The following is a 25289-nucleotide window of genomic DNA, read 5'->3' on the forward strand; positions in this document are numbered from 1 at the left end:
CAGCCCGTACCGCGTCGCTATCGACGCGGTCAGGCAAAACTCGTCCTGAAAATCCTACTGATCCTGAGACCAATAAAAATGAACAGGAACCTTCTTCTCGCCGCCGCCCTGACGCTCTGTGGCCCAGTCACCGGCGCCCATGCGGACTTCATCAAAGACAGCAGTGCGACGCTGACGACACGCAACTTTTACTTGAATCGCGATTTCCGCCAGAGCGACGCGCCTCAGGCCAAGGCCGAGGAATGGACCCAAGGCTTCATTGCCGAGCTGCAATCGGGCTACACCGAAGGCACCGTTGGCTTCGGACTCGATGCCCTGGGCGAACTGGGGATCAAACTCGACTCCGGCGCGGGCCGCCGTGGCGGTGGGCTGTTGCCTTATGGCCCCGACAGCAATCAACCGGTGGACGACTACAGCGAATTGGGGCTGACCGCAAAAATGCGCCTGTCCAAGACCCAGCTCAAGGTCGGCACGCTGATGCCGATTCATCCGCTGGCGTATTACAGCGATACCCGACTGTTGCCCTCCACCTTCACCGGTGCCTACCTGACGTCCGGCGAGCTCGACAACTTGACCGTCACCGCGGCAAGACTGACCAAAGCCAATGGCCGCGACTCATCCAGCAACGACGACATCGGTTATGCCGGCCAAAGCAGTGATCACCTGGACCTGCTCGGCGGCGATTACACCGTCGGCAAGCAACTGACCCTGCGCTACCACTACGGTGAGCTGCAAGACATCTACCGCCAGCAGTTCGCCGGCCTGATCCATGTACTGCCCCTGGGTGAAGGCGTGAGCCTGCGCTCCGACCTGCGCTACGTCGACAGCGATGATATCGGTGTTGGCAAAGCCGGGAAAATCGATAACCGCAACTTCAATGGCATGTTCACCCTGACCGTCGGGGCCCAGCGCTTCTCCGCGGCGTTCCAGCGGCTGTCGGGCGAGAGTGTGTTTCCGGTCATCGATACCGGCACGCCCTACGTGGCGAACCTGGTCACCTACAACTCGTTCATCAAAGCCAACGAGAAGTCCTGGCAGTTGCGCTACGAGTATGACTTCGCCGCGCTCGGCGTACCCGGCCTGACGTTCATGACCCGTTACGTGAAAGGCAGCGATATCCACACGCGCACCGTCAGCGACGGCAGTGAGTGGGAGCGCGACACCGACCTGGCTTACGTGTTCCAAAGCGGTGCCCTGGAAGGCCTGAACGTGCGTTGGCGCAACCTCACCTTCCGCTCCGGAAACGGCCTGACCCAGCAACTCGATGAGAACCGCCTGATCGTGGCCTACACCTGGAAACTGTGGTGAGCCCCGCCCACCGGAACACTCGCTCGCATACGTCTTACCGGGAGAACACCCATGACGTCGTCACGCGCCATTGATGTCGCCGCCCTGATCGAGGGGCGCAAACTGTCGGGCTTCAACTATCTGATCATCTGCGTGTCGGTGCTGATCACCTTCCTCGATGGTTTCGACTTGTTGATGCTGTCCCATACCGCCGCCTATATGGCCGAGGACATCGGCCTGGACAAACTGCAACTGGGCAACATTTTTTCCATCGGGTTGTTCGGCATGATGCTGGGCGGGTTCTTTTTCGGTTATCTCGGCGACCGGATCGGGCGCCGTCCGACCATCATGCTGTCCACCAGTGCCTTTGGTGTGCTGACGCTGCTGTTCACCTTCGCCGACAGCTACGCCTCGCTGCTGGCGCTGCGTTTTCTCAACGGCTTCGCCCTGGGCGCCATGCTGCCGCTGTGCTGGGCACTGAATATCGAATTCGTGCCCAAGCGCTACCGTGCCAGCGTGATCACCCTCATCATGGTCGGCTTCAGCCTGGGGGGCGCGGCAGCCGGTCCACTGACCGTATGGCTCGCACCTCAGTACGGCTGGGCCAGTGTGTTCGTGTTGGGCGGCATCGCCACGCTGCTCTCCAGCGTCCTGTTGTTTTTTACCCTGCCGGAGTCGGTGCGGTTCCTGGTGAGCAAGCAGAAGCAACCGCAAACCGTGCTGCGAATCCTCAAGCGCCTGGATCCCGGCATCGATGTGCGCGCCGGGGATCGCTATTTCCTGGCCGATGAAATCGACATCGGCCGCCAGCCATTTCGGGTCGGCCAGTTGTTCATCGGCAAACTGAAATGGATCACGCCCATGATCTGGATCGGCTTTGGCGCAAGCTCCATGGCCATGTATTTCCTCGCGTCATGGAGCCCGCTGGTGTATCAGTATGCGGGCTTCGACCGGGCTACCGCGTCCTGGGTAAGCTCCTTCGCGTCCTTCAGCGGTGCCATGGCCGGGCTTGTTCTGATGCGCGTCGTCGATACCCGAGGGCCCTATGCGGTGATGATCTATCCCCTGCTTTCATTACCCTTCCTGCTGGCGCTGGGCATTGGCGACCTGCAAGGTAACGCCTTCATTGCGCTGAGCATGGTCGGTGCCATCTTCGTCAAGGGCAGTCACTACGGCATCACCAGCATCGCCGGGATTTTCTACCCCAGTGCCATTCGCGGCAACGGCGCCGGCTGGGCCGCCTCCATGGGCAAGTTCGGCTCGGTATGCGGGCCGCTGCTCGGTGCCCATGTGCTCAACAGTGGCATGCCTGTCGTGAAGAGCTTCGCGGTATTGGCCCTGTGTCCCGCGGTGCTGGGTGTGTGCGCCTACACCGTGGCGCGCATCGATAGACGTTCAGCCATGGAAACCGAGCTATTGAGCCCGGCGAAACCCTAGAAGAACAGCAGTGGGTACGCAGCTTCACACCCCTATGGCCAGGGTGTCTGAGTCAGCATTCACTTTCATGGTTATTCGATTAAAGAATCAGATATATAGCTAATGAAACTAAGCAAACGACCTTTCAGTCACCTATCTTGACCTCAGCATCTGCCAATCTGGCCGCATGCTAAAGACCGCCAGACTGATAAGGAGATCACCTCTGTGGTGGATGTGCAGCAGACGTTGAGCTTGATTTCCCTTCACGTTCCCTTTGGCGGCGCCTTCGCCTACGGCGCCACCTTTCTTACGACGGCCAACTGACGCCCGAACCCGAGCCAAGGAAGCCGCTCATGGCAATCACCCAAAACAACCGTTTGGTGCAGGTCGACAGCCCTCTGGGCGGCGATGTCCTGTTGCTGCAAAGCATGGAAGGTAGCGAAGAGTTGGGGCGGTTGTTCCACTACGAGTTGGACCTGACCTCCGAAGACCGGGCGATCACGTTCGACCAGTTGCTGGGCAAGCCGATGGGCCTGACCCTGGAGCTGTACGACGGCGCAAAACGCTATTTCCACGGCATCGTCTGCAGTTGCCGGCAGTTGACCGGGCACGGCCAGTTCGCCGGTTACCGCGTCAGCCTGCGGCCCTGGTTCTGGCTGCTCACGCGCACCTCCGATTGCCGGATTTTCCAGAACAAGACGGTGCCGGACATCATCAAGCAGGTGTTCCGTGACCTCGGCTTCTCCGATTTCGAAGACAGCCTGAGCGGCAGCTATCGCGAGTGGGAATATTGCGTGCAGTACCGTGAAACCAGCTTCGACTTCGTCAGTCGACTGATGGAGCAGGAAGGCATCTATTACTACTTTCGCCATGAAAAAAACCGTCATGTGCTGGTGCTGGCCGATGCCTATGGTGCCCACTCCACGGCGGCGGACTACGCCTCGGTGCCCTTCTACCCGCCCGATCGGCAAATGCGTGAGCGCGATCATTTCTACGACTGGCAACTGGCACGGGAAGTCCAACCCGGCTCGCTGGCGCTGAACGACTACGACTTCCTGCGCCCGCGTGCCAGCCTCGAGGTGCGCTCCAGCGTACCGCGCAACCACACCAACGCCGACTACCCGCTTTACGACTACCCCGGTGAATACGTCCAGAGCAACGATGGCGATCACTACGCGCGTACTCGCATCGAAGCCATCCACAGTCAGTTCGAGCGTGTGCAATTGCGTGGACGCGCCCGCGGCATCGGTTGCGGTCATGTGTTCACGCTCACGGGATACGATCGTGCGGACCAGAACCGCGAGTATCTGGTGGTGGCCGCCCGTTATCAGATTCGTCAGGATGCCTATGAAAGCGGGCAGTCTGACGTCGCCGAACAGTTCGTCAGCGAGCTGGACTGCATGGACGCCAACCAGGCCTTCCGTCCTCTGCCCCTCACTCCGATGCCCATCGTCCGCGGGCCGCAGACCGCCGTGGTGGTGGGCCCCAGTGGCGAGGAGATCTGGACCGACCAATATGGCCGGGTCAAGGTGCATTTCCATTGGGACCGCCATGACCAGTCCAATGAAAACAGCTCCTGCTGGATTCGCGTCTCCCAGGCCTGGGCCGGCAAGAACTGGGGATCCGTGCAGCTCCCGCGGATCGGCCAGGAAGTGATCGTCAGTTTTCTCGAGGGCGATCCGGATCGGCCGATCATCACCGGCCGTGTCTACAACGCTGAACAGACCGTGCCCTACGGGTTGCCGGCCAATGCCACCCAGAGCGGGGTGAAAAGCCGTTCAAGCAAGGGCGGCTCGCCGGCCAACTTCAATGAAATCCGCATGGAGGACAAGAAAGGCGCCGAGCAGCTGTTTATCCACGCCGAGAAAAACCAGGACATCGAGGTCGAGAACGACGAGACCCACTGGGTTGGCCATGACCGCCGCAAGACCATCGACAACGACGAGACCGTGCACGTCAAACACGACCGCACCGAAACCGTCGATAACAACGAAACCATCACCATTGGTGTGGATCGCAAGGAAAAGGTCGGCAATAACGAAACCATCTCCATCGGTGTGAACCGCACCGAGGATGTCGGCAGCAACGAGAAAATCACCATTGGCGCCAATCGCACCGAGAAGGTGGGCAGCAACGAGACCATTACCATCGGTGCGGACCGCACGGAAAAGGTCGGCGCCAACGAAAAAATCAGCATTGCCAGCAACCGGACCGAGGACGTGGGTGGCAACGAGACCATCGGCATCAGCGGCAACCGTAACGAAACGGTCCAGGGCAACGAAGGCATCGAGATCAACGGCAACCAGAGTACCCAGATCGGCCAGAACGAATCCCGCGACGTCGCCCAGAACCGCAGCACGGGCATCAAGCAGAACGACAGCCTGGACGTGGGCAAGCACTTCTCCCTCAACGCTGGCGACTCCATCAGCCTGACCACGGGCGCGGCCAGCATCACCATGAAGAAGGACGGCACCATCGTGATCAGAGGCAAGAACATCACCATCGACGGCTCCGGCGCCATCAACATCAAGGCGAACAAGAACGTGGTCGTCAAAGGCCAGAAAATCCTGCAGAACTAGCCACGGAGTGGGCGCCATGACCGTTGAATATCATTTTCCTGTTTCCTCTACCGCCGCGCCCGCGCGCGTGGATGGCGTAGTGATCGGGGTGCTGCTGGATGTGCCCGGGGCGGACGCCCCGGTGGTGGCCTTCCCGGGCTGCCCCGGCGAAACGGGCCTCGCCGCGCGCACCACCACCCCGCTCACCCGTGAAGACATCGGTGCCCAGGTCGCGCTGATGTTCGAGGCCGGCGACCTGACCCGGCCGCTGGTGATCGGTCGCATCCAGCGCCTGCCGCAAACCGCAACGCCAACCGCCGCCCACCTGGACGGCGAGCGCCTGGAGTTCACGGCAGAGCGGGAAATCGTCCTGCGCTGCGGCAAGGCCAGCATTACCCTCACCCGTGAGGGCAAGGTGCTGATCCGTGGGACCTACCTCTCAAGCCGATCATCCGGCGTGAACCGCATCAAGGGCGGTTCGGTGCAGATCAACTAGACAGGTAGTCGACTCATGGAGCTGCTCAACGCCAGCAAACTGCTTGCTGCCTACACCCAGGGCATGGAGCCCGATGGCCGCGAATCCCTGGTGATCGTGGCCAAAGGCACGTTCAATTTGCCGCTGGACGGTCGGGCGGCAACCCTCGCCGACACCCAGCAACCGTTGTTTATGGCCGATGCATTCGTCGGCGAACCTGGCCTCAGTGCCCCACTGCAGGAAATGGACTTCGCCCCAATCAAGCCATTCTGCGATGTGCTGCTACGCGGCAAGGCCTATGCCCCAGGCGGGCGGCCCGTGACGCAACTGCCCGCAGGCATTCGCGTCGGTCAGATGAGCAAGGCTTTTTCCGTCCTCGGGCCCCGCCGATGGCAACCGGGGCTATTGGGTGTTTCTCCCGGTTTGCCGCAGCCCTTTACCGAGCAGGACATCTCTTATGTCCAGGCCTACGGAGGCTCCCATCCCATGGCCAACAAGCCGGACATGCTGCATGGGTATCCGGACAACCCGAGTGGTTGCGGTTGGTTTCCAGGCAGCATCGACAGTGCGCAAATCGCGGGCAAGCCAATGCCCAATACCGAGGAGTTGGGCAAGCCGATCGACAGCCCCTCCGGCGACTTTCGCCCCATGGCGCTCGGTCCCATTGGCCGTAGTTGGCCGCAACGCGTCCGGTTTGCCGGTACTTACGACGAAGCCTGGTTGGCCGACTGCTTTCCGTTTCTGCCGCAGGATTTCGACCGTCGCTACTTCCAGGCGGCCCCCGACGATCAGCAGATTCCTTACCCGCGTGGCGGCGAGGACGTGCTGCTGCTCAACCTCACGCCCCGGGAGCACGCGAGCTTTCGCATCCCCGAAATGGACGTGCCAGTGACTTTCTTCCTGAAAAAAGGTGGCCATGAGACTGTGCAGGCGGTGATCGATACCCTGCTGATCGACACGGACGCACACCAGGTGCAACTGACCTGGCGAGTCTCCCGTCCCCTGCAGCGCAACCTGTTCGAGATCGCCCAGGTGCTGGTCGGCACGATGTCCACGGGCTGGTGGCGCGCCCGTGAACTGGGCAAGGATTACTACCCGTCGCTGTCCTCCCTGGTAAGAGCCAAGCAGGCGCCCGAGGAGACGGACTGGTGACTGCGCTCTGTATCATCGGCTCCGGCATGGTCAGCGCTGTCGGCCTCACTGCACCCGCAAGCTGCGCGGCGATCCGCTGCGCCATCGACAATTTCCAGGAAACCCGCTTCATCGACCAAGGTGGCGAGTGGTTGATTGCCGCCAGCGTACCTCTGGAGCAGCCCTGGCGCGGCCGCATCAAGTTGCTCAAGATGGCCGCCCGCGCCATCGCCGAGGCGTTACAGAGCACCCCCGGGGTTGACCCGGAAAAGACCCCGCTGCTGCTGGGCGTGGCCGAAGTCGAACGCCCCGGCCGTCTGGATGGACTCGATAGAAGACTGTTGCAGGACATCGAAGCGGAACTGGGCCTGCGCTTTCACCCGGACTCCACCGTCATCGCCCGCGGCCGGGTCAGCGCCGCCGTGGCCCTGCTGAATGCACGCACGCTGATCTATCAAGGCGGCCATCGCCACGTGTTGGTCGCAGGCGTCGACTCCTTCCTTTGCGGACCGACCCTGGCCGCCTTCGAAGAGCGCGAGCGCCTGCTTACCAGCGAGAACTCCAACGGTTTTATTCCCGGCGAAGGGGCTGCGTCTGTGGTACTGGCTGCTCCGGTGGCCAGCGCAACGCCGCAACTGGCTTGCATCGGCCTGGGGTTCGGTGTGGAGAAGGCCACCGTGGAGGCCGAAGACATTCCCTTGCGCGCCGAAGGCCTGACACAAGCTGTGCGGGCAGCCCTTGGCGAAGCCGGCTGTGGGTTGGAGCAAATGGATTATCGGCTCACCGACATCTCCGGCGAGCAGTACTACTTCAAGGAAGCCTCCCTGGCCCTCAGCCGGACCCTGCGCGTGCGCAAGGAGTTCTTCCATCTCTGGCATCCGGCCGACTGCATCGGCGAAGTCGGCGCCGCCATCGGTCCGGCCATGCTCGCGGTGGCGTTGGCCGCCAGTCGCAAGGGCTACGGCGAAGGTCCGAATATCTTCTGTCATCTTGGCAACGACGCCGGCGAGCGCGCCGTCGCGCTGCTCAGTTACCAGACTGTGAGGGCTGCCTGATGGCGAATGAGGTCTACGCCAACAATATGGAAGTTTCCTGCAAGTCGGCGGCGGGCAAGTCGATCGCCTGCTTCCCGGATGTCTGCTTCACCCCGCCCCAGGCTCCGCCCACCCCACTAGGGGTGCCGATCCCCTACCCCAATACCGGCATGGCGAAGGATACGACCAGGGGGACACGAACGGTCAAAATCACCGGCAAAGAGGTGATGCTCAAAGACAAGAGTTGTTTCAAGACCAGTACGGGTGATGAAGCCGGGAATACGCCGAAGAAAGGCGTGGTGACCAGCAAGATCAAGGGAAAGGTGTACTTCATTGCCTGGTCGATGGACGTGAAGTTCGAAGGGGAAAATGTCGTCAGGCATTTAGACTTGATGACTCATAACCATGCGTCCAAACCCGGAAATACGCCTCCATGGGCTTATACCGACGCCTCCGCGACGGCGCCTGTGGAGCGTTGCAAGAAAGAAGTCGCCAGGAAAAACAAGGCATGTGGGGAGTTGAAGACCAAAGCCGAACGGTGTGGCGACAAGGCCTGTACGGCCGCAAAAAAGTGTTTGCTGGTCTCCAAGAAACAGGCGGACTCCAAGGCGCAGAACAGTGAAGTAGCCTGTTGTCCTGGCGAAACTGGCCACCATCTCGTTGAAGCCCACAGTTTTACAGTGCCAGGCACGAATCGCCAGACGCCGCTTCCTCAATTCCCCAACTACGACGAAAAAGACGCACCGTGCATTTGCGTGCAATGCCCTCAGGACGGAAGCGGACGTTATGAAGGGGATCATGGCTTCATGCATGCAGCCCAAGGCAAGCTGGAACAGGCCGCGATAGAGCGCGCGCCAACCGCCCAAAAGGATTACGCCTGGAACTATGGCCAATCCCGTGGAGCGGGCGTACGAGCGCTCCAGCAAACCTTTCCGAAATCGAAATGCTCAAAGAAATGCCTGGAAGCGCAGCTAGACGCTTACCACAAGAATACGGTGGGAGTCGGGGACAAAACCCCAGTGAGGACTCACACCCCCAACCTTCAAGACAATCAGAAAGAGCTGGCCCACGAAATGATCCCAGAGGTCACTATCAGTGCTTGGTAGCTCAATTGGAGCAGGGACGACATGACTCAAACATTGGATTGGACGCTGAGCCGAGTAGCGGTCTTTGATAAAAACCGCGTCTATGTACTTGCCTACTCCAAACGCGAGCCCGGCACCCGCGTTTTTCGATGGACCGGAGGATGGGACAACTATTATGTTCAAGGGATCTGCGCCGGTATCTGCGCCGTTCGCGGCGCACCTCCCGAAATCCTGACGCTGTGTGCCGATGGTCGCGTTCATCGCGCTGCGCCTGACGGGCAAGCCTACGAGGATATCGTCGCGGAAAAACCCAGCAAACACGGTTTGCTGCGCGACATCCGCCCTATCGGTGCAAATGTCTACGCCACCGGCTTCGGCCGCCAGGTCTATGTTCGAAAGGACAGAGTCTGGCAGCGCTGCGACAAAGGGGTGGTCGAAGACCCGACCGCCGACAGCCTCAGTGGCTTCGAGTCCATCGACGGTTTTAATGAAGATGAAATCTATGCCACCGGTAACCAGGGCGAAATCTGGTACCGCTGGCAGGGTACCTGGCAGCGCAGCGAAAGCCCGACCAACATCATTCTGGAAAACGTTCTCTGCGCGCCCGATGGCGTGGTTTACATCTCAGGCCAGTTGGGCATCGTCATGCGAGGTCGTCTCGACCGCTGGGAGCTCGTTGAGCATGAGCTCACTGAAGATACCTTCTGGGACATGGCCTGGTTCAATGATCAACTCTGGCTGTCAACCACCAAAGCCCTCTATACGCTACAAGGCGACAAGCTGGAGAAGGTCGAGACAGGACTTCCCGGCGATCAGACCTTCAGATACCTCGACGCGAATGAGCAGTGCCTATGGTCATCCGGTGAACGACACCTTGCCGCTTTTGACGGAGCGAATTGGACACGCATACCCAGTCCTTGAGACGAATGCAGAGAAATACATGGAAAGTTTGTCACCGATTCTCGACCAACACACCGAAGAGGCCAGTTTCCTCGCGGTCCTAAGGGACTATGCCGTACGTGCGCCACACTACGATCTGGACCACCTCGGCACGCTCGACAACCGCATCGATGCCCATCTCGATGGCCTGCGTATCGCCGGCCCAGCGGGGCTGGAAACGCTGCTGGGCCAACTCGGCCCCCACGCCATCGGCGAGATGTTCGCCAGCGTGGTGCTGGCTTTCGAGGCGGCCAACGCCAAAGTGCTGTCGCGGCTCAGCGAGCAGTTGCGCAGTGCCTTGGAAACGGAGCGCGGTTACCTGATGGCCCTGGGCTGGCTCGACTGGGAACGGGTGTCTCCGTGGATAGAACGTATGCTCGCCTCCCCCGAGCCGCTGTTTCGCCGTCTCGGCCTTGCGGCCTGCGGCATGCATCGCCACGACCCCGGCCCCGCCCTGCTGGCCGGGCTTTCCGATGCCGACCCAAGCGTGCTGGCACGTGCCGCCCGCACGGCGGGCGAACTGCGCCGGCGTGACCTGTTCCCGTCGATTCGTGCCCACCGCCAGCATGCAGACACCGCCACGCGCTTTTGGGCCAATTGGGCCACTGTCCAAATGGGCGACCAGCAGGCCTTGGAGCCTCTGCGCTCATTCGCCGAGCAACCGGGCGAGTTCCAATACCGCGCACTCGGCGTACTGCTGGCTTGGCAAGAGCGCGACTCCAGCATCGCCTGGATACGGCAATTGGTACAGGATCCCCGGGATCGGCGCATCGGCATCCAGGCCCTTGGACTGCTGGGCGATCCGGTCAGCGTGCCCTGGTTGATCCAGCAGATGAGCGACCTGCCCTATGCCCGCGTCGCCGGTGAAGCCTTCAGCCTGATCAGCGGCGCTGACCTGGCGTTGCTTGATCTGGAATTGCAGGACCTGCCGGATTTCGATGGGGGCCCGAACGACGACCCTGAAGATCCCAATGTCGCCATGGACCCCGATGAAAACCTGCCCTGGCCCGACCCGCAGGCAATCGAACGATGGTGGCAAGCCAACGGCGGACACTTTCAGGTGGGGACTCGTTACATGCTGGGATTGGCCCATAGCGAACACAGCTTTCAGCAAGCCCTTGTCCGCGGCCAGCAACGCCAGCGCATCGCCGCGGCCTGCGGTCTCGCCCGCTTCCGGCCCGACGAAGTGCTTTTCCCTACCAGCGCGCCGGCTTGGCGGCAAAAGCGGTTGTTGGGAATGACGGCGCTGTTCGGGCGTTGACCAGGATGTTTATATAGCGCTCCGACACCTGGCAATCACTTACCCCCCCCTCTGGAGGCACCATGCCAAACGCAACTGGGCAGAACCCTGTGGCACTCATCAGTGGGGTTGGAAGCGAGATCGGAATCGGCATGGCGATCGCACGCAGGCTGGGCGCCGCCGGCGCCCGATTGATCGTCACCGCGAGCAGTGCTCGCATCCTTGAGCGCGTCGCGCAGTTGCGTGCCGAAGGGTTCGAAGTGGAAGGGCGGGCCATCGACCTTACCGATGAAAACCAGGTGCGTGAGTTTATGGTGTGGGCAGAGTCCGTCTGGGGGCAGGTCGATATTCTGGTGAACAACGCGGGCATGGCCATGCAAGGCAGTCCGGAGAGCTTTTCCGAGTTGGCGGTCATGGACCTGCACACCTGGAACCTGACACTGGCGCGCAATCTCACCACGGCTTTTCTGCTGACACGGGCTGTTCTGCCCGGTATGCGGGCGCGCCGATACGGGCGGATCGTCAACATCAGCTCCACGACCGGCACCCGCTGCAGTAACCCTGGTGAAGCGGCTTACAGCGCCGCAAAGGCCGCGATGGTCGGAATGAGCATGAGCCTGGCGCTGGAAGTCGCCCAGCAAGGGGTCACTGTAAACAGCGTCGCGCCCGGCTGGATCGCCACAGGGTCGACCACTGCCGAGGAAGCCACCGCGGCAGGCTACACGCCGATGGGCCGGGCGGGACGGCCCGAAGAGGTAGCGGCACTGGTGGCTTTTCTGGCGTCTTCAGAGGCGAGCTACATCACGGGCGAAGTCATCGTGGTGGATGGCGGCAACTGCCTGGTGGAGAACAAGGCCCCTTGACCTGAAATCCATGGCCAGCACCTTTTCCTGTGGGGGCTGGGCCAGTCACTTGAATAACTCACTGCTCATAAAATCAATGAACACCCGCAGTTTCGGCGCCAGGTGTTTGCTTGAGGGCCAGAGCATGCGGAAGGTGCTCTGATGCCTGTTGAAGTCGTCCAGGACGGTGACCAGCTCACCGGCCGCGATGGACTCATGCACAGTGAAATCCGGCACGCAGGCGATCCCCAGCGCATCATGCACCACGTGCAGCAACGCCTCGGTGGTGTTGCAGACCAGGGTCGCCGGCAGGTTGAGTTCCGGCTCCCCGTCCCCGTTTACCGGCCAGACCTGCATCCTGCCAGTACTGGGAAACTTGTATAACAGGCAGGCATGGCGCAGAAGATCCGTCGGTACGTGCGGTGTGCCGTGTTCGGCGAAGTACCGGGGCGAACCGACCACAACGAGCTTGAACGGGCCCAACGGACGGGACATCAGCCGGGAGTCGTTCGGCTCTCCGGTCCGAATGACCGCATCGAACCCCTCCTCGATGATGTCCACCAGCCTGTCGGAAAAATCCAGGTCCAGTTCAATGCTGGGGTAGCGCCGCATGAAGGCGATCAGCGTCGGCATGACCAGGTCCGCGACGAGAGGCAGGCTCACGCGCAGTTTGCCCCGAGGCGCTTGGCGGGTTTGCGACAGTTCCTGCTCGGCCGCTTCGACCTCGCAGAGAATGCGCCGGCAACGTTCGAGAAACAGTGTCCCTTCCGCCGTCAGCGTGATACTTCGCGTGCTGCGATGAAACAGCCGCACACCCAGCCGTTCCTCGAGCCGGGCGACGCTTTTGCCCACCGCCGAAGACGAAATGCCCAGCGCCCTGCCCGCCTCTGAAAAACTGCGGGTTTCGGCCGCGCGCACAAAAAAATCAATCCCGCTCAGTGATTCCACGCCAGCTCCCATTGCGGACATTTTTTCCGATGTGTTGTGCACTCTAGCATTCTTGTCTCGCCAAAGAGGGACACCTACCGTAGTCGACACTTATCAATCTGCGATTGACCGCGTCGTCCCGGCGGGTCAGGAGCGCTCCAGCAGGTGACACATGACGATTGCCAACACCCCTATCAACGCCGATGCCGAGGTCGTTCAAGACACTGCGCCGCTTCCCATCGGATCACTGTTTGCCCTCGCACTGGCGGCGTTCGTGACCATCCTCACCGAAGCCTTGCCCGCCGGTCTTCTTTCACAGATCAGCGAAGGGCTGGCGATCTCCGAAGCCCTCGCCGGCCAGTTGGTCACGGTCTACGCGATCGGTTCCTTGCTGGCGGCCATTCCATTGACCGCCGCGACCCAAGGCATGCGACGCAGATCGCTCTTGCTGACGGCCATCGCCGGTTTCGCCGTTGCCAATACCGTCACGACGTTTTCTACCCATTATGGTTTGACGATTGTCGCGCGCTTGCTGGGTGGCGTATCGGCCGGGCTGCTGTGGGCCTTGTTGGCCGGTTATGCCGCCCGCATGGTGCCTGAAAGCCAGAAAGGTCGAGCGATTGCAATCGCCATGGTGGGCGCGCCCTTAGCGTTGTCCCTGGGCGTACCGGCTGGCACGCTGCTCGGCAATCTGATCGGCTGGCGAATGAGCTTCGCCCTCATGAGCCTGTTCGCCGTAGCCTTGATGGTCTGGGTACGACTCAAGGTGCCTGACTTTCCCGGGCAGGCCTCCAACAAACGTCTTGCCTTGGGCCAGGTCTTCACCCTGCCGGGCGTTCGCTCGGTGTTGTTCGTGGTACTGGCTTTTGTCCTGGCGCACAACATTCTCTTTACCTACATCGCTCCGTTCTTGACGGCGGCAGGCCTGGGCGATCGGACGGATCTGGTCCTGTTGGTCTTTGGCGTCGCGTCGTTACTGGGGATCTGGGTCGTCGGCATGCTGATCGATCGCCATCTGCGGGCGTTGACGCTCGCAGGTACGGTGCTGTTCGCCCTTTCGACAATGATGCTAGGGGCAATGAGCGACAGGCCTGCGGCGGTGTATATCGCCGTGGCCGCTTGGGGAATCGCTTTCGGAGGGGCTGGGACGCTGTTCCAGACAGCCATCGCCAAGACAGCCGGTGATGCGGCGGATCTGGCCCAGTCAATGCTGGTCACGGCCTGGAACCTCGCCATTGCCGGCGGCGGGATCGTCGGCGGCATTCTGCTCGACCACCTGGGGGTCGTGGCGTTTGCGCCGGTCCTGGTCGTTCTCCTGCTGCTGACGTTGGCGGTGGTGTGGTCGGCCAGGCAGTGCGGGTTTACAGCAGGCTTGCACTAACATGCAGGAGCCCAATGAGTAGGCCATCAAGGGTAGACATCCGTCACTGACATCAACAGCGTGCACCTTCGCGGGGGCACGCTGATTCGCATGATCAGGCAATAATCAGCCCGGATCGTGCAACCCACCCCGACTATTCCTTCCTATAGTTAACCAGAGCCAAACCATCTGGAGCTGGTCCCCCCTATGAGCGCCCTCAACATCAACGGCCGTGAATACACGGTCGACGTCGACCCTGGCACCCCTATCCTCTGGACCCTGCGCGACACGCTGGGCATGACCGGCACCAAGTTCGGCTGCGGCGCGGCGCTGTGTGGCGCCTGCACCGTGCACCTGGATGGCCAGGCCATTCGTTCCTGCGTGACGCCCATTGCCGCCGCCGTAGGCAAGAAGATCACCACCATCGAAGCGGCAACCAATGGAAGTGACCCGGTCGGCAGCGCCGTGCACGAGGCGTGGGTCAAACACGACGTGGCGCAATGCGGCTACTGCCAGAGTGGCCAGATCATGAGCGCAACGGCTTTTCTCAAGGCCCGGCCCAAGGGCAAGCAGCCCACGGCCGCCGAAATCGACTCGGCCATGGCCGGCAATATCTGCCGCTGTGGCACCTACGCCCGAATCCGCGCCGCGGTGGCTGATGCCGCCAAAGCCCTTGCCTGATCGGAGCTGACCATGCTGAATGAGATCCTCCCAAACGAGCTCCCCCGCGCCTTGCAACATATGCTTGAACGCGGCGAGGATGACGGCCCCGCTGCCCTGCCCCGGCGCAGCTTCCTCAAGATCGTCGGCATCGGCGGGCTGGCCTTGGGTGCGTTTCCACACCTGGCCCTGGCGCAGGAAGCCAACGGCGCCGTCGCAGCGCCGCTCAAACCGACCCAGCAACCCTCCGCATTCGTGCAGATCGCGCCCAATGGCGAGGTCACGGTCACCATCAATCGGTTGGAATTCGGCCAGGGCGTGCAGACCGGCCTGCCCATGATTCTCGCCGAAGAACTGGATGCCGACTGGAGCCTGGTGCGCAGTCGCAACGGCAGCAACGACGCGGCCTACATGGACCCGGCGTTCGGCATCCACCTCACGGGTGGTTCCAACACGATCAAGAACAGCTACACCCAGTACCGCGAACTTGGTGCCCGTGCGCGCGCCATGCTGCTGGGTGCGGCCGCCGCGCGCTGGAACGTGGATGTGGCGAGCCTGACCACCCAGGCCGGCATGGTGCTCGGCCCGGCGGGCCGTAAAGCGAGCTACGGTGAACTGGCGCAAGCCGCGATGGCGATGCCTGTACCCGAGCAGATCACCCTCAAGGATCCCAAGGATTTCCGCATCATCGGCCAGGCCACCACACGCATCGATGCCAAGGCCAAGAGCAGCGGCCAACAGGATTTCGGCATCGACATGCACCTGCCGGGGCAACTCACGGCGGTCGTCGCCCGGCCACCGGTGTTCGGCGCCAGAATCGCTACTCTGGACGACAGCGCGGCGCGGGCCACCAAAGGCGTGAAGGCCGTGTTGCGCATACCGCTGGATGGCGGCGCCGAAGGTGTCGCGGTGGTCGCCGACAGCTACTGGCAGGCGAAGCTGGCACGCGATGCGCTGAAGGTGGAATGGAACGCGTCCGCCGTGGAAAAGGTAGACAGCGAAAAACAATTGGCTCAATACCGCGAGCTGGCCAACCAGCCCGGCCCGTTGCACTTCGATGCCGACATGACGCCACTCGCCACGGCGCCACATCGACTGGAGGCCGAGTTCCTGTTCCCCTACCTCGCCCATGCCCCCATGGAACCGCTCAATTGCACCGTGCAGCTTGCCGGCAATGGCGCTCAGTTGTGGGTCGGCACGCAATTCCCCGGCGGCGATGCGGCCGCCGCCGCCAAGGTGCTGGACCTCAAGCCCGAGCAGATCCAGGTGAACGTGCAAACCGCTGGCGGAGGTTTTGGCCGGCGCGGCGTACCCACCAACGATTTCGTGGTACTGGCTTGCGAAGTGGCCAAGGCCGCCCGCACCGCCGGGGTCGACGCGCCTATTCGCACACTCTGGAGCCGGGAAGACGACATCAAGGGCGGCTACTACCGCCCCATGCACCTGCACCGTGCGCGCATCGGTTTTGATGACAGTGGCAAGGTTCTCGCCTGGGACCACGCCTTGGTTGGCCAATCGATCATCACCGGCACCGTGTTTGGCGGGCGGGTGAAAAATGGCATCGACCCGACCGCCACCGAGGGCCTGCGCGACCCGTATCCGCTGCCCATGCGGCTGACGGTGCATCACCCGAAACTCAACGTCCCCGTACTGTGGTGGCGCAGCGTCGGTTCCACCCATACGGCTTTTGTGATGGAAACACTGATCGACGAGATCGCCCGCGCCACTAAACAGGATCCGGTGGCCTACCGGATGAAGTTGTTTGGCGACCAGAGTCCACGCCATCGCGAGGCGCTGCAATTGGCCGTGGACAAGAGCGAGTACGGCAAGCGCCAGCTACCGGCGGGCCGTGCCTGGGGTGTGGCGGTCCACGAGTCGTTCAGTTCGGTGGTGGCTTATGTGGTCGAAGCCTCGGTGCAGGATGGTCGTCCGGTGCTGCACAACGTGACCGCTGGCGTGCACTGCAACCTGGCCGTCAACCCCCGCAGTGTCGAGGCCCAGGTCCAGGGCGCGGCGCTGATGGGCTTGTCGATGTGCCTGCCCGGTGGTGCCATTACCCTGAAAGACGGTGTCGTGCAGCAGAGCAATTTTGCTGACTTCAGCGTGCCGCGCATTACCGACATGCCGGAATTCGCCGTTCACATCGTGCCCAGCGCCGAGCCGCCCACGGGAATGGGCGAACCCGGCCTGCCGGCGCTGGCCCCGGCGTTTGCCAATGCCGTGGCGAGCCTGACGGGCAAACCGTTGCGTGAGTTGCCGTTCAAGTTGGCGTGACCGGCGCGTGAGGCTGTCTGGCCGCAATGCCAGGCCAGCCTCACGATCACAAACGAATCCGCTTGATATCCCGCTGCGGGGGCTCTCCAAACAGGCGACTGTATTCACGGCTGAACTGCGAGGCACTCTCGTAGCCAACCAGCCCCCCTGCACTGCTCGCGTCGACCTTCTGGCTCAACATCAATTGCCGAGCAGCTTGCAGCCGCAGTTGCTTCTGGTATTGCAACGGGCTCATTCCGGTCACGGTCCGAAAATGCTGGCGGAAAGTGGAAGGACTCATGTGCGCTTGCGCCGCCAGGTCGTCCATGCGCAACGCCTGGCGAAAATTCAGTTTCAGCCAGGCGACCGTCTTGGCAATGTGCTGGCTGGGTGAACCGGCGGCGATGACATGCAGCAACTGCGGCGCATGGGCACCGTTCAACAGGCGAGCGACAATCTCTTCCTTGATCAGCGGGGCCACGGTCTCAAGCAACGGCGGCTCGTCCAGCAGGTCTATCAAACGCCTCAGGGCATCCAGCACCCCGGCATCCAGCGCCTGTACGGTAATCGGTCGAAACGCGTCGTCTTTCATGCGTTGTGACAGCTGCATGCGCTCGGCCACTTGCATCACCATCGTGCTGTCGAATCTCAGCATCATGCCCAGGAACGGCTTGGCGACGCTGGCCTGGGAGACGTGGGAAATGACCGGCAGGTCCACGCAAGTCACCATGGACTGACCGGGGGCATAAGTCAGTATCTCGTCCCCGATCATGGCTTGCTTGCGCCCTTGCAAGGTCACGCCAATGCCCAGGCCGTATATACAGTGCATGGGCGCGGTGATTGCCTTGCGCCGATGCAGGCTCAAACCGGCAATGGCGGTCATATGGTCACCCTCGCTGGGCACAAGCCGGCTGACCGAACCGGCCAGGCGACTGAGATCGCTGGCGCCCTTGTCGCTTTTGAAATCGGTGTGCACACTTCACTCCTTGAAACATCGGGCCCACGACTTGCGGTGATGGCGAACACTGCTCGGCATCACCGCAAATCGTTGATCAATATGGACGCAGTATGCTGGGTCGGCGGTTCGGACCGCTTGCCTGATTGGCGCAATTTCTTGCACGATTCAACGAGCTGCAACCGACGCAAGTCACCGAGGCCTATGTATTGCAAGATGTTTCGCGGGCTGAAAATGCACAAAGTGACGACAGGGTTCGAAAACTAGAGCCCCTGGAAGATATAGCCGGTTGACCGTTGATCATCCAACGCGACACCTGCTTGCAGCAGTCGTTGGGCCAGGGCCGGTGTTTCGACCCGCACTTTCCAGTCCAGGCCTGTCGGTGCCTCGGGGGCGCGGTCGTAGCGAATGATCGCTTCAGCCAACTGCACCCGATCAGGCAAGTACACCGCCAACGCGTTGCCCTTCCAGGCGGCGACGTTCATGCCCATCGCTTCACACAGCGCAATCTTGGCCTGGGCATCGTCCCGGTCCGCCTGGCGGGAACGCTCGATCTGATCGGCCAGGATCGGATCGACGACGCGGTCGGTAAACAAGACCTCCCCCGTCTCCCAGACTTCGGGAGGACAGGCCTTGTCGGCTGGACGCAAGGCAATGAACGGATTGATTTCCATCGGGTAGATTCGACAGACCAACGGCCGCTCTTCATAGATGCCGCAACGACCGTCGTCGCCGAGATTGCGGCACTGGGTCAGGGCATTGCCGGCCAACACCGCAACGACTCGGATCCGGGCATCGCCACTGGTGACTTCCACGGCTCTTTGGGCGCTGTGGGCGAATTGTCGGGGTTGCGAAGGCCAGGTCGACTCATCGAACGCCTCCAGCACGACCGCCACCTCATGTCCGCGTTGTAACCATTGCCTCGCCTCGTCCAACGTCAGTGGAATCAGCCGACCTTTGCAGCAAATCCCGCAGCCGTTGCAGGCAAAACGGACAGTGTTGTTTTCCATATCAAGCACTCGCACACATGTTTTCGACCGCCTTCAACAGGCCCCGCCACTGCGATACAGCTGTGGCAGGGCCTCAGGGCCGCGAGAGTATGGGGAGCGAAACACCGATCCGCTTGCCGGATCCGCCGACATAGTTGCCTGATCCAAGGTGTTTTCAGGGGGCGGCCCTTGGCAGGAAAAACCGTTGTTTCAGGCAACTCTTCACTCCGGATACCGGGAACGCGGCATCATTGAAGATGATCGGCGTCGATCACTGCCTGGGCGAACGCCTGCGGCGCCTCTTGCGGCAGGTTGTGACCGATGCCGCCGTCGATCAGGCGATGCTCATATTTGCCGGTGAAGCGCTTGGCATAGGCTTCAGCGGGCGGATGGGGAGCGCCGTTGGCGTCGCCTTCCAGGGTGATGGTCGGTACGCCGATCGAGGGGAACGTCGCCAGTTTCTTTTCCAGCCTGTCGTACTTGGCTTCGCCCTTGACCAGGCCCAGGCGCCAGCGATAGTTGAAGATTGAAACCGCGACATGATCGGGGTTCTGCAAGGCGGCGGCGCTTCGGTCGTACGTCGCGTCATCGAAGTTCCACTTCGGCGACGCCAGCTTCCAGATCAGCTTGGCGAAGTCGTGGGTGTTTTTCTCGTAACCGAGGCGGCCACGCTCGGTCGCAAAATAGAACTGATACCACCACTGCAACTCCGCAGCCGGCGGCAACGGCGCCTTGCCGGCCTCCTGGCTGCCGATCAGGTAGCCACTCACCGCCACCAGCGCCTTCACCCGCTCCGGCCAGAGGGCCGCGACAATGTCTGCGGTGCGTGCGCCCCAGTCATAACCGCCCAGCACCGCCTGTCTGATGTTCAGCGCGTCCATGAAGTCGATGAGATCGCTTGCCAGTGCGGAGGGCTGGCCGTTGCGCAGGGTCTTGGCAGACAGGAAGCGCGTATCGCCATAACCGCGGGCGTAGGGAATCAGCACGCGATAGCCCTTCTCCGCCAGCGCCGGCGCCACATCTGCATAGCTATGGATGTCGTAGGGCCAACCGTGCAACAGGATCACCACCGGCCCATCGGCGGGACCGACCTCGGCATAGGCCACGTCCAGCAGCCCGGCCTTGACATGCTTGAGCGGGCCGAACGACGTGTGGCTGCCAGGGGTAATCGCGCCGACAGTGCTCGCCGGCACATCGGCCGCGCTTGCCTGGGACGAAGTCAATCCCAAGGCGCCAAGCTGCATCATTGCCAACGCCAGAAGGGTTGGCGCGAGCAGGCGGCGATGGCGGGAAGCGGAGGTAGGGTTTATATCCATGTGAAGCTCCTTGCGAACGACGTGGGGTGAGCCGGTGAGACGGCTTGAGCTGTCTCGATGGGCCCCATTTGACGTTGGCCAGGTATCGCGGATGTGTCAGCGACGGGCTTGAATGCAACGGCACGTATCGGTCGGGAGCCTGGATACACAGAGATACATTCGTATCAGGAGGACCCGTTTTGTGTAGGAGCTGGCGAAGCCTGCGATCTTTTGATCTTTCGCTTGAGACTCAAGTGTCGGGGGAAAGATCGCAGCCTCGTTGCACTCGACAGCTCCTACGCAGCGCCTACGCGGCTTCTACACGGCTTTTGCGCTTGCTGCGGGTTTCGATCGAGGGGCCAGCCAGTCGCTTAAAGTGGCTTCCCATGAAACGCCTGCCCCAACACCGCCAACCGCTCCGCCAACGGTGGCAAGCATTGGCTGCTGCGGGTCAGGATGCCGATGTTGTCGGCGTTGCGCTCAGCCACGGCCTGCACGCTTTGCAGGCGCTGGTTGATGCCCATCGACGCCTTGGATTGTTCCTGGGTGGTGCTGGCGATCAGGTCGTTGAAATGATTGATCACGGCGATGTCTTCGACGACGGCATGTAACAGCTGCGAAGCCAGTTGGCTGGCGGACACGCAGCGCTCCACCCCATCGCGGCTGTCTTGCATCGCGACGGCGGCCTGGCGGCTGCCTTGCTGCAGCTTGGCGATGATCTGCTGGATCTCGGTGGTGGACGTCGAGGTCTTTTGTGACAGCGTGCGGACCTCGTCGGCCACCACCGCGAACCCTCGGCCTTGCTCACCAGCCCGGGCCGCCTCAATGGCGGCATTGAGGGCCAGCAGGTTGGTCTGCTCGGCAATGCCGTTGATCACATCCAGCACCTGGCCGATCTGCTGCGCCTGGTCGGCCAGGATCTGCACGGTTTCGTTGGTCAGGTTGATGCGCCCTGCCAGCTCGACAATCTCTTCGCGGGTCTGGTCAACCGTGGTGCGCCCGCGGTTGACCTGCTCGTTGGCCTGGCCGGCGCGCTGCAGGGTCTGGTCGACATGGCCGGCGATGTTCTCCATGGCCGTCACCAGATGGCTGATCGCACCACTCATCTGGGCCACTTCGTCGAGTTGGTGGCGGGCGCCGGTTTCCAGGGTCTGGCCAACCTGGGACAGATCCTGGCCCAGGTCCGAGAGGTTGCGGGTGTCGCGCACCACGCCGTCCACCAGTTGGGTAACCTGCTGGAGGAAATGATCGAAACGCTCACTCGAAGAGACCTTGACGCCGTCGCTGCGCTGCCTGTCGGCGTCGTTGCTCAACTGCGCGGCCGCCGCCAGTACCTTGTCGAGCACCTCCTGGTTTTCCGTGGCGTCGGCCAGGCTCTGGTTCGCCAGGTAAATCAGGATCACGCTTTCCACCACCACGTAGAACGCGTGAAGAAAGATCATCGACCAGCCACCGTGGCTGTCCATGACGAATACCGGATAACCCTGGTGTTGAAGCCAGTGAAAACCAAGGTGATGAACCGCGATGGTGGCGGCGGCAACGACAATTGGTAACCAGTCACGATAGAACGTCAACACGGCCAGCAGCACGAAAATCCCGAAGTGGAATTCGATCACGCCTTGGGTCTGGTTGATGTGCAATGCCGCCATGACCATCAGCGCCACCGCGATGACGCAGCGCATGGCCCGGGTGCCGGCCAGGACGCGATAAAGCGCGGTGCTCGCCCCGCAGGTGGTCGCCCCCACCAGCAGCGCCTGGGTGAACGTCGAGTGCAGGAACGCCAGGCTCAGGGAATACAGCAACGTGAGCCAAAGCAGCCCCAGCATGATGCGGTCGGCTTTACGGTGGTGATCGTTAAAGCGCACGGGCGATGTCATGGGGGTCGTCCTTTTCAAAGACTTTGGAGGTCCGTTACCGAATGCCGCTAACGGCCCGGCGGCGTTTCGAGAGGGAACTTTAACTGATTATCAGCAATTGGTGGCACTGCGCCACCAAGCTTTTCTCAGCGACCTTTGCTTTATGATGTGCGCCATCTCATGACTGACTGATGGAACCCCCCATGACTTTCGATTTCGACACCGTATTGGAGCGCCACGGCACCGGCAGTACCAAATGGAGCCGCTACCCGGCCGATGTGCTGCCAATGTGGGTGGCCGACATGGACTTCCCCGTACCACCGGCGGTCATCGACGCGCTGCACAAGCGCCTCGAACATCCGATGCTGGGCTACAGCGTCGCCCAGGACAATCTGCGCGCGGCCATCGTGGCTGACCTGTGGAGCAAGTACGCCTGGCGTGTCGAGCCTCAGCAGATCGTGTTCCTGCCTGGCGTCGAGCCGGGTTTCAACATGGCGCTGCATGCCCTGGTGGAACCCCGACAGAATGTCGTGGTGCAAGTGCCCAACTACCCTCCGCTGCGACACGCCCCCGGTCACTGGCAGTTGAACAAAGTGGAGTTGCCGTTCACCCCGATCAAGGGTGAATTCCATACGCCGTTGGCCGCGTTGCGCGAAGCGTTGCAGGGCGGTGGCGCCCTGTTGCTGAGCAACCCCCACAACCCGCTGGGCAAGGTGTTTGGCCGCGAAGAGCTCAAGGCCGTGGCGGACATTTGCCTGGCGCAGGACGCCTGGATCATCTCCGACGAAATCCATGCCGAATTGTGCTTTGACGGCCGGGTGCACATTCCGACCGCCTCCCTCGGCCCGGAGATTGCCGAGCGCACCATCACCCTGATGTCCGCCAGCAAGGCCTACAACATCGCGGGGCTGAAAACATCGTTCGCCATTATCCAGGACGCCAAGCTGCGCGAGCGGGTCAACAACGCGCGGGCCGGCATGGTCGACAGCGTCAATGCCCTGGGCCTGGAAGCGACCCGCGCGGCCTACAGCGAAGCCGGCCCATGGCTGGAGGCCTTGAAAGCTTATCTGCAAGCCAACCGCGATTACCTGGTCGAGGCGGTGAGCACCCGTCTGCCGGGCATCACCATGACCGTGCCCCAGGGCACCTACCTGGCCTGGCTGGACTGCTCCGGGCTGGGGCTGGATAACCCGCAAGGGTTCTTCTTGAATGAAGCCAAGGTCGGGCTGAGTGCCGGCCTGGATTTTGGTGACGATGCCGGGCAGTTCGTGCGCCTGAACTTCGGCTGCCCGCGGGCGTTGCTGGAGGAAGGCATCGCGCGCATGGAGCGCAGCCTGAAAGCCAGGGGCTGATGCAACTGCCAATGCCCCCTGTGGCGAGGGGATTTATCCCCGTTGGGCTGCGAAGCAGCCCCAATAAACAGCATACGAAGTAAACCTGACACAACGAGTGATCTGTTTTTAGGGCCGCTTCGCAGCCCAGCGGGGATAAATCCCCTCGCCACAATAGTCATCTGACACGATCGTTTTATTCGTGCATATCCGGCGCATGGACAAAGCACAGCTTGTTCCCCTCCGGGTCGCGGCAATACGCGCCGAAATAGCCTTCGCAATACTGCGGCCGCGGACCCGGTGGACCTTCGTCGGTACCGCCCATGGCCATCGCCTGCTCCCAGGCAGCGCGGACGGTTTGCGGGGAATCGGCGGCGAAGCTCACTTGCATGCCATTGCCCCAGGTCGCGGGCAGGCCATTGAAAGGCAACTGGACAAAAACCTGCGGCCAATGCTTGCCGGGCTGACGCCAGCCTTCTCCCGGCGGGCCCGAATCGTTTTCGCCCTCGATGCGCTCCAGCCCCAGGCAGCCGAGGACTGCGTCATAAAAAGCGACCATTGTCGGCAGGTCGCGCGCGCCGATCTGTATGTGGCTGAACATTGCCCTGCTCCTTAATCGACACCCTTACTGACATTGGAGAATACAGGCTCGTCCAATGTTCGCCAGGCCCCTCTATTCGCCGACGAAACGCTCCTTATCACGCTCATCGACCGGCCGGACAATCCGACCGAACTCTGCCCGAAAACCCAAAGTCCACCCTCCATCGCACCCCACCTGGAGAACGACGATGGTCGACTACCCTTTCCCGCCTTTCCCTAAACAAAGCCAGCCGGTGCCCGGCACCCAGCGCAAAATGGACCCTTACCCGGACTGCGGCGAACAGAGCTACACCGGCTCCGGACGATTGGCGAACAAGATCGCCCTGATCACCGGCGCCGACAGCGGCATCGGTCGCGCTGTCGCCATTGCCTTCGCCCGTGAAGGTGCGGATGTGGCGATTGCCTATCTGGACGAGCATGAAGACGCCAGAGAAACCGCACGTTGGGTCGAGCAGGCCGGACGTCAGTGCCTGTTGTTGCCAGGTGATCTGGCGGACAAAGGCCTGTGCCGCAAGATCGTCGATGAAACCGTCGCCCGCTTCGGCCGTATCGACGTCCTGGTCAACAACGCCGCGTTCCAGATGACCCACGAAAACCTGGAGGACATTCCCGACGAAGAATGGGTGCGTACCTTCGATATCAATATCACGGCGATGTTCAGGATCTGCCAGGCTGCCGTGCCGCACATGAAGCCTGGTGGCTCGATCATCAATACCAGCTCGGTCAATTCCGACATGCCCAAGCCGACGCTGCTGGCCTATGCCACCACCAAAGGCGCCATCGCCAACTTCACCGGTGGCCTGGCGCAGATGCTCGGGCCCAAGGGCATCCGCGTGAACAGCGTGGCGCCGGGACCGATCTGGACGCCGCTGATCGTGGCGACCATGCCCGAGGAAGAAGTGCAGAATTTCGGCTCCCAGACCCCCCTTGGCCGCCCTGGCCAGCCGGTTGAAGTGGCGCCGATCTATGTGCTGCTGGCCTCGGACGAAGGCAGCTACATCTCCGGGGCCCGTTATGGAGTTACCGGGGGCAAGCCGATGCTTTGAGCATGGCGCA

Annotated in this window: 21 protein-coding genes; 15 read left to right on the forward strand and 6 right to left on the reverse strand. The window is 61.8% G+C overall.

Translation table 11 applies throughout. The annotated features are described in order from the left end of the window. Nucleotides 1–78 precede the first annotated feature (78 nt). From BLQ55_RS09290 to BLQ55_RS09335, 10 genes are all read left to right on the forward strand, one after another. The gene (locus BLQ55_RS09290) at nucleotides 79–1308 is read left to right on the forward strand and encodes an OprD family porin (protein ID WP_092199756.1); all 1230 of its coding nucleotides are present in this window, start codon (nucleotides 79–81) and stop codon (nucleotides 1306–1308) included. A 51-nt stretch (nucleotides 1309–1359) separates the two neighbouring features. Beyond that, nucleotides 1360–2724, forward strand: coding sequence for an MFS transporter (locus tag BLQ55_RS09295; protein WP_092253530.1), 1365 nt, complete (start codon nucleotides 1360–1362; stop codon nucleotides 2722–2724). A 332-nt stretch (nucleotides 2725–3056) separates the two neighbouring features. After that, nucleotides 3057–5282 (forward strand): type VI secretion system Vgr family protein, encoded by a 2226-nt coding sequence (locus BLQ55_RS09300; RefSeq protein WP_092253532.1) that lies wholly within the window; start codon nucleotides 3057–3059, stop codon nucleotides 5280–5282. A gap of 16 nt (nucleotides 5283–5298) precedes the next feature. Continuing rightward, entirely contained in the window at nucleotides 5299–5757 is a 459-nt protein-coding gene (locus tag BLQ55_RS09305; protein WP_092253534.1) for a DUF6484 domain-containing protein, read from the forward strand. Nucleotides 5758–5772: 15 nt separating this feature from the next. Continuing rightward, nucleotides 5773–6888 (forward strand): DUF2169 family type VI secretion system accessory protein, encoded by a 1116-nt coding sequence (locus BLQ55_RS09310; RefSeq protein WP_092253536.1) that lies wholly within the window; start codon nucleotides 5773–5775, stop codon nucleotides 6886–6888. Next, nucleotides 6882–7922, forward strand: a complete 1041-nt coding sequence (locus BLQ55_RS09315; RefSeq protein WP_092253538.1) for a 3-oxoacyl-ACP synthase — start codon at nucleotides 6882–6884, stop codon at nucleotides 7920–7922. Before BLQ55_RS09310 ends, BLQ55_RS09315 begins: the two co-directional genes overlap by 7 nt. Further along, the gene (locus BLQ55_RS09320; protein ID WP_092199774.1) at nucleotides 7922–9007 is read left to right on the forward strand and encodes a PAAR-like domain-containing protein; all 1086 of its coding nucleotides are present in this window, start codon (nucleotides 7922–7924) and stop codon (nucleotides 9005–9007) included. The genes BLQ55_RS09315 and BLQ55_RS09320 overlap by 1 nt, the downstream gene beginning before the upstream one ends. 21 nt (nucleotides 9008–9028) lie before the next feature. Further along, nucleotides 9029–9907 (forward strand): hypothetical protein, encoded by an 879-nt coding sequence (locus tag BLQ55_RS09325; protein ID WP_060742380.1) that lies wholly within the window; start codon nucleotides 9029–9031, stop codon nucleotides 9905–9907. A gap of 19 nt (nucleotides 9908–9926) precedes the next feature. Further along, nucleotides 9927–11186, forward strand: a complete 1260-nt coding sequence (locus tag BLQ55_RS09330) for a TIGR02270 family protein (RefSeq protein WP_092199781.1) — start codon at nucleotides 9927–9929, stop codon at nucleotides 11184–11186. Nucleotides 11187–11248: 62 nt separating this feature from the next. Continuing rightward, nucleotides 11249–12028: an SDR family NAD(P)-dependent oxidoreductase gene (locus BLQ55_RS09335; RefSeq protein WP_092199784.1), complete on the forward strand. Its 780-nt coding sequence runs from the start codon at nucleotides 11249–11251 to the stop codon at nucleotides 12026–12028. Between the two features lie 45 nt (nucleotides 12029–12073). Here BLQ55_RS09335 and BLQ55_RS09340 read toward each other — a convergent pair whose 3' ends face one another. Next, the gene (locus BLQ55_RS09340; RefSeq protein WP_092253639.1) at nucleotides 12074–12955 is read right to left on the reverse strand and encodes a LysR family transcriptional regulator; all 882 of its coding nucleotides are present in this window, start codon (nucleotides 12953–12955) and stop codon (nucleotides 12074–12076) included. Nucleotides 12956–13106: 151 nt separating this feature from the next. Here BLQ55_RS09340 and BLQ55_RS09345 point away from each other — a divergent pair, with 151 nt between their 5' ends. The 3 genes from BLQ55_RS09345 (at nucleotide 13107) to BLQ55_RS09355 (ending at nucleotide 17228) form a co-directional block, all read left to right on the forward strand. After that, nucleotides 13107–14315, forward strand: coding sequence for an MFS transporter (locus BLQ55_RS09345; protein WP_092253540.1), 1209 nt, complete (start codon nucleotides 13107–13109; stop codon nucleotides 14313–14315). Nucleotides 14316–14501: 186 nt separating this feature from the next. After that, on the forward strand, nucleotides 14502–14975 hold the full coding sequence (locus BLQ55_RS09350; protein WP_092199805.1) for a (2Fe-2S)-binding protein: 474 nt from the start codon (nucleotides 14502–14504) through the stop codon (nucleotides 14973–14975). Between the two features lie 12 nt (nucleotides 14976–14987). Continuing rightward, complete coding sequence (locus BLQ55_RS09355; RefSeq protein WP_092199808.1) at nucleotides 14988–17228, forward strand: xanthine dehydrogenase family protein molybdopterin-binding subunit; 2241 nt, start codon at nucleotides 14988–14990, stop codon at nucleotides 17226–17228. A 46-nt stretch (nucleotides 17229–17274) separates the two neighbouring features. Here the strand turns inward: BLQ55_RS09355 and BLQ55_RS09360 are convergent, their stop codons facing one another. The 4 genes from BLQ55_RS09360 to BLQ55_RS09375 form a co-directional block, all read right to left on the reverse strand. Next, the gene (locus BLQ55_RS09360; RefSeq protein WP_092199811.1) at nucleotides 17275–18183 is read right to left on the reverse strand and encodes an AraC family transcriptional regulator; all 909 of its coding nucleotides are present in this window, start codon (nucleotides 18181–18183) and stop codon (nucleotides 17275–17277) included. Between the two features lie 242 nt (nucleotides 18184–18425). Next, nucleotides 18426–19172 carry a YkgJ family cysteine cluster protein gene (locus BLQ55_RS09365; RefSeq protein ID WP_092253542.1) on the reverse strand — a complete coding sequence of 249 codons (747 nt, stop codon included), beginning with the start codon at nucleotides 19170–19172 and terminating at the stop codon, nucleotides 18426–18428. Between the two features lie 227 nt (nucleotides 19173–19399). Continuing rightward, nucleotides 19400–20467, reverse strand: a complete 1068-nt coding sequence (locus BLQ55_RS09370; protein ID WP_092253544.1) for an alpha/beta fold hydrolase — start codon at nucleotides 20465–20467, stop codon at nucleotides 19400–19402. Nucleotides 20468–20817: 350 nt separating this feature from the next. Continuing rightward, complete coding sequence (locus BLQ55_RS09375; protein ID WP_092199821.1) at nucleotides 20818–22323, reverse strand: methyl-accepting chemotaxis protein; 1506 nt, start codon at nucleotides 22321–22323, stop codon at nucleotides 20818–20820. A 182-nt stretch (nucleotides 22324–22505) separates the two neighbouring features. Between BLQ55_RS09375 and BLQ55_RS09380 the strand changes: the two genes are divergently transcribed. Beyond that, the gene (locus tag BLQ55_RS09380; protein ID WP_092253546.1) at nucleotides 22506–23654 is read left to right on the forward strand and encodes a MalY/PatB family protein; all 1149 of its coding nucleotides are present in this window, start codon (nucleotides 22506–22508) and stop codon (nucleotides 23652–23654) included. Nucleotides 23655–23829: 175 nt separating this feature from the next. On the opposite strand, the gene BLQ55_RS09385 is transcribed toward BLQ55_RS09380, so the two are convergent. Next, complete coding sequence (locus tag BLQ55_RS09385; RefSeq protein ID WP_072405549.1) at nucleotides 23830–24234, reverse strand: VOC family protein; 405 nt, start codon at nucleotides 24232–24234, stop codon at nucleotides 23830–23832. A gap of 187 nt (nucleotides 24235–24421) precedes the next feature. Here BLQ55_RS09385 and BLQ55_RS09390 point away from each other — a divergent pair, with 187 nt between their 5' ends. Then, nucleotides 24422–25279, forward strand: a complete 858-nt coding sequence (locus BLQ55_RS09390; protein WP_092199827.1) for an SDR family oxidoreductase — start codon at nucleotides 24422–24424, stop codon at nucleotides 25277–25279. Nucleotides 25280–25289: the final 10 nt, after the last annotated feature.

Source organism: Pseudomonas sp. NFACC13-1 (assembly GCF_900104425.1).
In the GTDB taxonomy this organism is placed as follows: Bacteria; Pseudomonadota; Gammaproteobacteria; order Pseudomonadales; family Pseudomonadaceae; genus Aquipseudomonas; species Aquipseudomonas fluorescens_AA.

Coding starts and splice junctions, on each gene's coding strand:
- BLQ55_RS09290 (WP_092199756.1), top strand. CDS start 79: ATGAACAGGAACCTTCTTCTCGCCGCCGCCCTGACGCTCTGTGGCCCA.
- BLQ55_RS09295 (WP_092253530.1), top strand. CDS start 1,360: ATGACGTCGTCACGCGCCATTGATGTCGCCGCCCTGATCGAGGGGCGC.
- BLQ55_RS09300 (WP_092253532.1), top strand. CDS start 3,057: ATGGCAATCACCCAAAACAACCGTTTGGTGCAGGTCGACAGCCCTCTG.
- BLQ55_RS09305 (WP_092253534.1), top strand. CDS start 5,299: ATGACCGTTGAATATCATTTTCCTGTTTCCTCTACCGCCGCGCCCGCG.
- BLQ55_RS09310 (WP_092253536.1), top strand. CDS start 5,773: ATGGAGCTGCTCAACGCCAGCAAACTGCTTGCTGCCTACACCCAGGGC.
- BLQ55_RS09320 (WP_092199774.1), top strand. CDS start 7,922: ATGGCGAATGAGGTCTACGCCAACAATATGGAAGTTTCCTGCAAGTCG.
- BLQ55_RS09325 (WP_060742380.1), top strand. CDS start 9,029: ATGACTCAAACATTGGATTGGACGCTGAGCCGAGTAGCGGTCTTTGAT.
- BLQ55_RS09330 (WP_092199781.1), top strand. CDS start 9,927: ATGGAAAGTTTGTCACCGATTCTCGACCAACACACCGAAGAGGCCAGT.
- BLQ55_RS09335 (WP_092199784.1), top strand. CDS start 11,249: ATGCCAAACGCAACTGGGCAGAACCCTGTGGCACTCATCAGTGGGGTT.
- BLQ55_RS09345 (WP_092253540.1), top strand. CDS start 13,107: ATGACGATTGCCAACACCCCTATCAACGCCGATGCCGAGGTCGTTCAA.
- BLQ55_RS09350 (WP_092199805.1), top strand. CDS start 14,502: ATGAGCGCCCTCAACATCAACGGCCGTGAATACACGGTCGACGTCGAC.
- BLQ55_RS09355 (WP_092199808.1), top strand. CDS start 14,988: ATGCTGAATGAGATCCTCCCAAACGAGCTCCCCCGCGCCTTGCAACAT.
- BLQ55_RS09365 (WP_092253542.1), bottom strand. CDS start 19,172: ATGGAAAACAACACTGTCCGTTTTGCCTGCAACGGCTGCGGGATTTGC.
- BLQ55_RS09370 (WP_092253544.1), bottom strand. CDS start 20,467: ATGGATATAAACCCTACCTCCGCTTCCCGCCATCGCCGCCTGCTCGCG.
- BLQ55_RS09375 (WP_092199821.1), bottom strand. CDS start 22,323: ATGACATCGCCCGTGCGCTTTAACGATCACCACCGTAAAGCCGACCGC.
- BLQ55_RS09380 (WP_092253546.1), top strand. CDS start 22,506: ATGACTTTCGATTTCGACACCGTATTGGAGCGCCACGGCACCGGCAGT.
- BLQ55_RS09385 (WP_072405549.1), bottom strand. CDS start 24,234: ATGTTCAGCCACATACAGATCGGCGCGCGCGACCTGCCGACAATGGTC.
- BLQ55_RS09390 (WP_092199827.1), top strand. CDS start 24,422: ATGGTCGACTACCCTTTCCCGCCTTTCCCTAAACAAAGCCAGCCGGTG.